At 61.9% G+C, this 6,578-nt stretch carries 5 protein-coding genes; 1 reads left to right on the forward strand and 4 read right to left on the reverse strand.

Annotated features, from left to right (window positions below):
- The first annotated feature begins 53 nt into the window (after positions 1-53).
- Positions 54-1,004 carry a LysR family transcriptional regulator gene (locus ACV22W_RS14495; protein ID WP_175910787.1) on the forward strand — a complete coding sequence of 317 codons (951 nt, stop codon included), beginning with the start codon at positions 54-56 and terminating at the stop codon, positions 1,002-1,004.
- A gap of 163 nt (positions 1,005-1,167) precedes the next feature.
- On the opposite strand, the gene ACV22W_RS14500 is transcribed toward ACV22W_RS14495, so the two are convergent.
- The 4 genes from ACV22W_RS14500 to ACV22W_RS14515 all read right to left on the reverse strand — a co-directional run.
- Positions 1,168-2,928, reverse strand: a complete 1,761-nt coding sequence (locus ACV22W_RS14500; RefSeq protein WP_448020046.1) for a ShlB/FhaC/HecB family hemolysin secretion/activation protein — start codon at positions 2,926-2,928, stop codon at positions 1,168-1,170.
- A gap of 38 nt (positions 2,929-2,966) precedes the next feature.
- Complete coding sequence (locus ACV22W_RS14505; RefSeq protein WP_448020047.1) at positions 2,967-3,437, reverse strand: hypothetical protein; 471 nt, start codon at positions 3,435-3,437, stop codon at positions 2,967-2,969.
- A 181-nt stretch (positions 3,438-3,618) separates the two neighbouring features.
- Positions 3,619-3,828, reverse strand: a complete 210-nt coding sequence (locus tag ACV22W_RS14510) for a CPCC family cysteine-rich protein (protein ID WP_448020049.1) — start codon at positions 3,826-3,828, stop codon at positions 3,619-3,621.
- A partial coding sequence (locus ACV22W_RS14515; RefSeq protein WP_448020051.1) for a hemagglutinin repeat-containing protein occupies positions 3,825-6,578 on the reverse strand: 2,754 nt, incomplete at its 5' end. The genes ACV22W_RS14510 and ACV22W_RS14515, both read right to left, overlap by 4 nt.

Genomic DNA, 6,578 nt, shown 5'->3' on the forward strand with positions numbered 1-6,578 from the left:
TGACGTTTTAGGCGATTACGATATCGATTCCGATATCGATATAAACCCGTACGATGCAAGAAGCCAGCCCGTGGGGAAACCGCAACCGCCTGAAGACCCGCCAGCTCCTGCTGCTCGTCGCGCTCGCCGACGAAGGCAGCATTCACCGCGCGGCGGCCGCGTTGAACATGACGCAGCCGGCCGCGTCGAAGCTGCTGCGCGAGCTCGAGGAATCGATTGGCGCGGTGCTGTTCGAGCGGCTGCCGCGCGGGATGCGGCCGACGCTGTATGGCGACGTGCTGATCCGCCACGCGCGCGCGGCGCTCGGCAGCCTCGACCAGGCGCGCGAGGAACTGGCCGCGCTGAAGGCCGGCCATCTCGGGCACGTGGCGGTGGGCGCGATCACGTCGCCGGGGCTGCGGCTCGTGCCGCCGGCCGTCGCCGCGGTGAAGGGCACGCATGCGAACGTGCGCGTGTCCGTCGCGATCGACACGAGCAACGCGCTGCTCGAACACCTCGCGCAGGACAGGCTCGACATCGTGCTCGGCCGGCTGTCCGCCGAACACGACAAGCTGCACCTGCGCTACGAGCCGCTGACCGGCGAGCCGGTCGCCGCGGTCGTGCGGCCCGGCCATCCGCTGCTCGCGCAGGCACCGCTGTCGCTCGCCGACGTGCAGCGCGCCGCGTGGGTGATGCCGCCGGCCGGCAGCGTGCTGCGCCACCGCTTCGAGCTCGTGTTCCAGCGCGCGAGCCTGGCGCCGCCAGCGAACGTCGTCGAGACGGCCGCGCTGCTGTTCATCACGCAGCTGATCGAGCAGAGCGACATGATCGCGGTGCTCGCGGAAGATGTCGCGCTGTACTACGCGCGACACGGGATCGTCTCGGTGCTGCCGCTGGAGATGGATTGCCGGATGGACGATTTCGGGATCATCACGCGCACCGACCGGCTGCATTCGCCGGCCGTCGAGGTGATGGCCGATGCGATTCGGGCGGCGGCGAGGGAGGTTTACGGGGTCGGGGTGTAAGGCGAGGGACAGGGTCCGCCGCCGCAGCGCGGATAACCGGGTCGCCGCTCGTGGCTCTATGTCAACAGCGTCGCGCTCTATGCAATCAAAAAATTGTCATTTCCCGCTCCTCACCGCCGTCCTCCACGACGACGGTGGGCGAGCACCGGATTACGCCCCTTCTTCAGAACTGCGCCGTGACCTGAAAACCCACCGTCACGCGTGCCGTAGGAAACCCGGACGGTTTGTAGATCGGTGTGCCGGCAAACAGGTCGTAACCAAAGGCTCCCATTCGAGTCGCGACGCTGCCCTTCACGCCGATCACCGCGCCCGCAAGCTGCGTGCCGACGAGACCAACCGGCTGCGGACCCCACACGCGGCCGTAGTCGACGCCCGCATAGGCCGCCTGCCCGGTCTGGCCGATCGGCGCCTGCAGTTCGTTGCGCCAGTAGAAGCCGCGCGACGCCGCGAGCATCGTCTCGCCGTCGAATCCGCGCACCGTATAGCGGCTGCCGATCGTCAGGTCATCGATGTAGTACAGCGTATTGCCTGTGTACTGACCGTGGAACGTCGTCACGTAGCGGAACGGCTGCTGTGCGATTGCGAACGGGACTGACAGATTCGCGTCGAGCACGGCCATCCTGTAGCGGTAGGTCGGGCCGCCGTCGGCCGACAGGGTGTCGTCCTGCGCGCCGAACGCGCCTATGCCCTGCCGGTACGCGAACGTGCCGTCGAACTGCGCGTTGCCGAAGTAATGGCGATCGGTCAGGCCAAACTCGACGAACGTGTTGTTGCGGCGCTGCTGCGGGATCTCGGTGTCCTCGATGAAGCTTTGCCCGAAGCGGCGCGACAGTCGGAACTGCGCACCGAACACGTCGTTCTGGCTGCGCGACAGCACGCGGTTCAGCTTGAAGTCGACCGTCTTCGAATTGCCGCTCGCAACGAAGGTCTGGTTTACGCCGGCGATCTGCTGGTAGTACGTGTTCGTGTAGGCCGACAGCGTCGCCGTCCAGTAGCCCCACGGGATCGAATAGAAGCCGTTCCAGCCGTGCGAGCCGAGCCTCTTGTCGCCGAACTCAAGATCCTGGCTCACGCCGATGTTGAAGATGTCGTTTAGGCCAAGGGGATTGTCGATGCCGAGCGACAGGTTGCCCTGCAGGCGGCCGGTCGCGCGCGTACCCGAGTTGTCGATCGACGCGACGACGGTCCACGGCTTGCCGCGTTTCACGTCGAGCACGACGTCGCTTTCACCCGGCACATCGGCCGGCACGATCTTCATCGACACGTCCTGGCTCGACACGCGTTTCATCTGCTCCAGCCCTTGCTCAAGGTCGCGCAGGTTCAGCAGTTCGCCGTCGCCATTCGGGAAGGCGGTCTTCCAGGTGCCGCGGAGCTTTTCGTCGGCGAAGCGCACATGGCGGATTACCCCGGGGATCAACGAGAGATTCAGCGTGCCGCTCGACAGATCCTGCTCGGGCACAAGGACGCGCGTGGTGACATACCCGCGCGCCAGGATCGCTTGCGACAAGCCCTTGACCAGCACGTCGATACCTTGCTTACCGACACACGCGCCTGCGTAATGCGCGAGCCATTCGCGTGCGAAAGCGAAGCGATCAAGCGGCAATGCCGAATCGCCCTGAGCTTTCACTGCGCTGGGCAACGCGTCCGGTACGTCGAGCGCAAACCGTTCAATGCGAAAACAAGGCGTTTCGGCAGGCATGACCGGGTACGCCTCGACACGCGGCACCTCGGAACGGACCGAAGGCGCATGCACCGCAGCGTCGCGCTGCTGCGCGTCGCGTTGCTGTTGCGCCTGGCGATCCTGCTCCGCGTTCGCGCGTGCGGCGGCAGCTTGGTCGGCGGGCGTCGGTGCTTGCTGTGCCTGCACGGTGATCGCCATCAAAGCGGCGAACGGTACGATCGCCAGCTGTTTGGTTATTGTCATTTTGTGGTTAGTTGTTATGCTGGCCCGACACCACGTGGCTATTTGGTCACTTTGACGACATCAATCGTAAACACAAGGTCTTCGAAGTCCGGTTCACCCGTGCCGTCACTGCAATGGAATGCAATATGACCATCGTCCTTTTTCACCAACATTCCAGCATTTCCAATCCACGCGTGGGAAGCGTCATCATATTTCCAAACATTCCAGACTTTAAGGGCGGCCTTTCCACCCCTCTTAATCGTCACATTCATCGGAATATGTTGCGGGCTGTGATCCCCCCATATAACAAAATCCGTCAGAATCTGATTGTTAATCTCAATATTACAATTAACTGCCTTTATATTGACGCCTTGAATTGTCGATTTTTTACTTGATACAAAATCAAGGGACAGTCCTGTTTCCCCAGAAGACACGTCGATCTCATACAAACCGTATATTTCCCAACCGTCAACTTCAATTTTGGGTGCTCTAGCTTCTTGGAAACGCTGCGCTAATGAGATGTTCGTCATGTCAATATCCCGGTCTGCGATACGGATCTACCGTTGCATGGTCTTGCGGCCACCGAGGCACGAATTCCTTCCCTCTGTCACCGGCGGCGATGACTTCGCAACTCAGCTCGATCGATTACGTCATCGCTCTTTCACAGTTTCCGGAAGTGCCGTTCGTGCCAGCGCGAGTTGAATTCTTCCTTTAATGCACCTTTGTTTTCGTTGTCTGCCAGTGCTTGCGAGCCTCATTCAAGCTACTTCGATTAGCGCCCCCCGCGAACGCAGGATCATCTGATTGCACGGGATCGTCCTCCCAGCCGCACACAGAGCATATTTCATAATCGCCTCTTACACTTATGGTCAGGCTCTCGCAACATGGGCAGGGTACGTAACTTGCTTTCTCTTGCTTCATTGCTTGTTCCAATATTCCATTCCAGCCGTCGGTTTGAACATCGTCTTTGGCGCACCGTCTTTGTTTTTTGATGCAAATGTGTTCGTCGCCGGATCATAATACAACGTGTCGCCATTCGGTCTCGTCTTCGTCAGTGTTCCCGCCGGCGGATTGCTTACGAAGTCCTGTGCGGACTGAACATATTGCACCGAGTTCTGATACTCTGGGAACTCGCCACCGTGCTTGGTCGAATGGCCGTAAGCGTTTTCAACGGGCGACTTATCTTTTGTTGAAGACCAGAACGCGCTGTTCTTGCCGTCTCCACCCGCCATCGTAAAGACGTAATCGACCAGATTTTTGACCTGATCCGGAATGATCGCCGTGATCCAGTCGCCGACCGTCTTCGCGTCCGGCATCGGATAGATCAGCGAACCAGTCGGCTTGATCGTCGGATCGAGCTCCGTGGCCGGATCAACAATCACGCCGTCACCCTTGCCCGCCGTCTCACCCTTGTACCCCGGTAGTTTGAACCCGGCGAGCCAGCCGGGAGCCGGCGCCATCGGCGAGACCTGATTGTTCTCGACCTCAATCTTCCCCGCCCCAGCCGCGGTCGCCACATCCTGCCCCGACACCGCTGCAACGCCGGCAACCAGGCTGGTCACCAGATTGTCGCGCGCTTCGCGCTCCGATGCCGACAGATTCGTCGACGGCGCCAGCAGACTACCGAGCACGGAACTGGACGCCGCACCCATCGCACCCGCACCACAGCTCTGACTGCTGGCGGCCGCGCCGGCGCATCCGACAATCGCGTGCAGCGCCGCACGCGCCTCCTCGCTGCCGAGGCTGTCGGCAATCTGCTTCACCTGATTCGCGCCAAGTTGCTGCAGATAAGCCACTGTCGCACTCTGCGCGAATTGGCCGAGCCCGCCCGTCACATTGCCGCCCGCTGCCACCGACAGCGCCGTGAGCACCTGCCGATAGGTGCCGCTCGGTCCCCAGTTGGCGTTCAGTTCATCGGCGCGCTGCTGGGCCGCCGCGCGTTGTTCCGGCGTCAGAGTCGGGTCCTTCGCCGCGGCCTTCGCGGCGTCGGCTTCCGCCGCGCGATTGGCGACGAATGTCCCCGCCTGATTGATGAACTGGCTCGTGATGTCGAAGCCGGCCTGAATCTTGTCTTTGTCGAAAATAGGCGCGAGCGCACCACCCGTGTTCGACGTATCGCGATTGATGCTCGCGACCGACTCCGCGGCCGTCTGGCCGGTCAGTTGTTGCTGCTTCGCGCCGTCGGCGATCGTGACGACGCCACCGCTGATACCGCTCTTGGTCGTCGAGTTCGCATCGCCCGACGCACTAAGCGCTACCGGCGGCGCGACCTGCAGCCCGCCGTCTCCCTTCGGTAGCGACGTTCCCGGCACCGGATTCACGTTATCCGCCGTACCCTTCTGATCCTTGCCGATGGTGCCGCCATAGCCACCCGATAGTCCAACCGACGAAGCGTCGTACGACGCATGGTTCTCGATGTCGCTATGAGTCAGCGTCGCGGTGCTCAGCGTGTTCAGATTGTCCTGAACCGCCTTGTCGCTGCTCGCGATCACACCGCCCTTCAGATCCGTATTGCCATTCACGTCGACCTGGAAGCCGCCGTCGCCCGCCTTGACTCCCGATTGCTCGATCACGCTCGCGTAATCGCTGTTCATCTTCGTCTGGCCGACGCTGCCCGCCACGCTGGACTTCCCGGCGCAAAGCGGCGGCACGCATACGCTCACCGAAACGCCCGCGTTTTGCTGCTTCGAATCGTAGTGATCCTTGTCCTGCAGGCTCTCGATGTTCAGGTCACCGCCTACATCGGCAATCACCTGTTTGCCGGACGCGACCGCGCCCTTCAGATTCGTATCGCCGCCAGACTGAATCGCAAGCTGGTTGCCCGCGGTCACATGCGTATTTGTCCACGTCGATGAATCGCCATCCGCGTGGCCGCGATTGCCGGCAACGCCCGCCGTGAACGCTATCCCGGTCTTGTCGCCGACGGTGATCGACACGCCCACCGACGCACTCGATCCGCTGTTCGTACTGTGCTGACTGCTGGTATTTTCTGCCGCCTTCAGGTTCACATTTCCCTCGGCGGCCAGCTTCGCGTTGTTACCTGCAGAAATCGTGCTGCCGATCACGTCAAGATTGCTGTCCTTGCCGGCACCAGCGGCCGCGATCGTCACGTTGTGCCCCGCCGATACGGTGCTACCCACAGCGCTGCTCGAGTGCGCCTGCATCTGGCTGTCGCTCTTGCTCGCGCCGAGCGATACGTTGATCCCGACGCTCGTGGCTGCCTTCATCGGGTCGCCGCCCATCTGCTTGAGCGAGTCATAGGTGTTCTTCGCCGCAAGGCCCGTCGTGGCGGCAGCCAGCGCGATCAGGCGCGGATCCCCACCGACGCTTTGCGCCGCATTCGCCATCTGCCGTCCCGTCTGCACTGCCGCCAGGACCGGATTGGTCACACCTACAGTCACACCCGCCTGACGGAACTGCTGCTGCTCTGCAAAGTTGGATGTATCCGTCGCTGCGTCGATCTTCACGGTCTTGCCGGAAAGATCGACGTCGTTGCCGGCATGCAGGATGCTGCCGGTCGCATGCAAATCGTTGCCCGCGCTCACGCTCAGGTTGCCGTTCAGCGCGCCGATTGCACTGCGGTTGTTCGTGACCGACGAAGACTGCTGCTTGTCCGAATTCGAACGCGAACCAACCGACACCGAAAGACCCCCATTCGACATCAGGCCAGT

The organism is Burkholderia sp. AW49-1, from assembly GCF_053427845.1.

Bases quoted from the DNA above. Each gene is read 5' to 3' on its own strand.
- ACV22W_RS14500 (WP_448020046.1), bottom strand. From the start codon at position 2,928: ATGACAATAACCAAACAGCTGGCGATCGTACCGTTCGCCGCTTTGATG.
- ACV22W_RS14505 (WP_448020047.1), bottom strand. From the start codon at position 3,437: ATGACGAACATCTCATTAGCGCAGCGTTTCCAAGAAGCTAGAGCACCC.
- ACV22W_RS14510 (WP_448020049.1), bottom strand. From the start codon at position 3,828: ATGAAGCAAGAGAAAGCAAGTTACGTACCCTGCCCATGTTGCGAGAGC.
- ACV22W_RS14495 (WP_175910787.1), top strand. From the start codon at position 54: ATGCAAGAAGCCAGCCCGTGGGGAAACCGCAACCGCCTGAAGACCCGC.